We start from the raw sequence: 382 nt of genomic DNA on the forward strand, positions 1-382 counted from the left end.
GCCTCAGCTCTGTCGGGTCCCTCAGGGCTCTTTGACAGCCCTCCTTACCAGGTTGTCACTGGCGGTGCGGCGGTACGTCCCAAGCACCAGCGGAAGAGATGCCGACATCGCCCGCTTCAGTGTCGCGGTTGCGAGTCGGTGATCCGCTATGAACCGGGCGGCCGACTTGCGTCCTCTCCTTCAATCCTCAGCGTGAAGTTGTCTGCCCATCGAACCGACACCGCCTACCCACGTGCCGACGATTTCAAAGTTCCGATTGAAGGCGACCAACTCCGCGAGATATCCCGGCGCTATGCGTCCAAGCTCGGACTCAAGCCCGAGAAATGCCGCGGGCGTCCGAGAGGCCATGATGAGAGCATCGATAAGGGAGATTTCGAGCAGC

The 382-nt window shown here is 61.0% G+C and carries 1 protein-coding gene; it reads right to left on the reverse strand.

The features are described 5' to 3' along the window. Window positions 1-180: 180 nt before the first annotated feature. On the reverse strand, window positions 181-382 hold a 202-nt coding region (locus tag AC0L30_RS43135), incomplete at its 5' end, for an amidohydrolase family protein (protein ID WP_473406807.1).

The sequence above is a fragment of the Bradyrhizobium sp. MI1.11 genome (assembly GCF_055811255.1).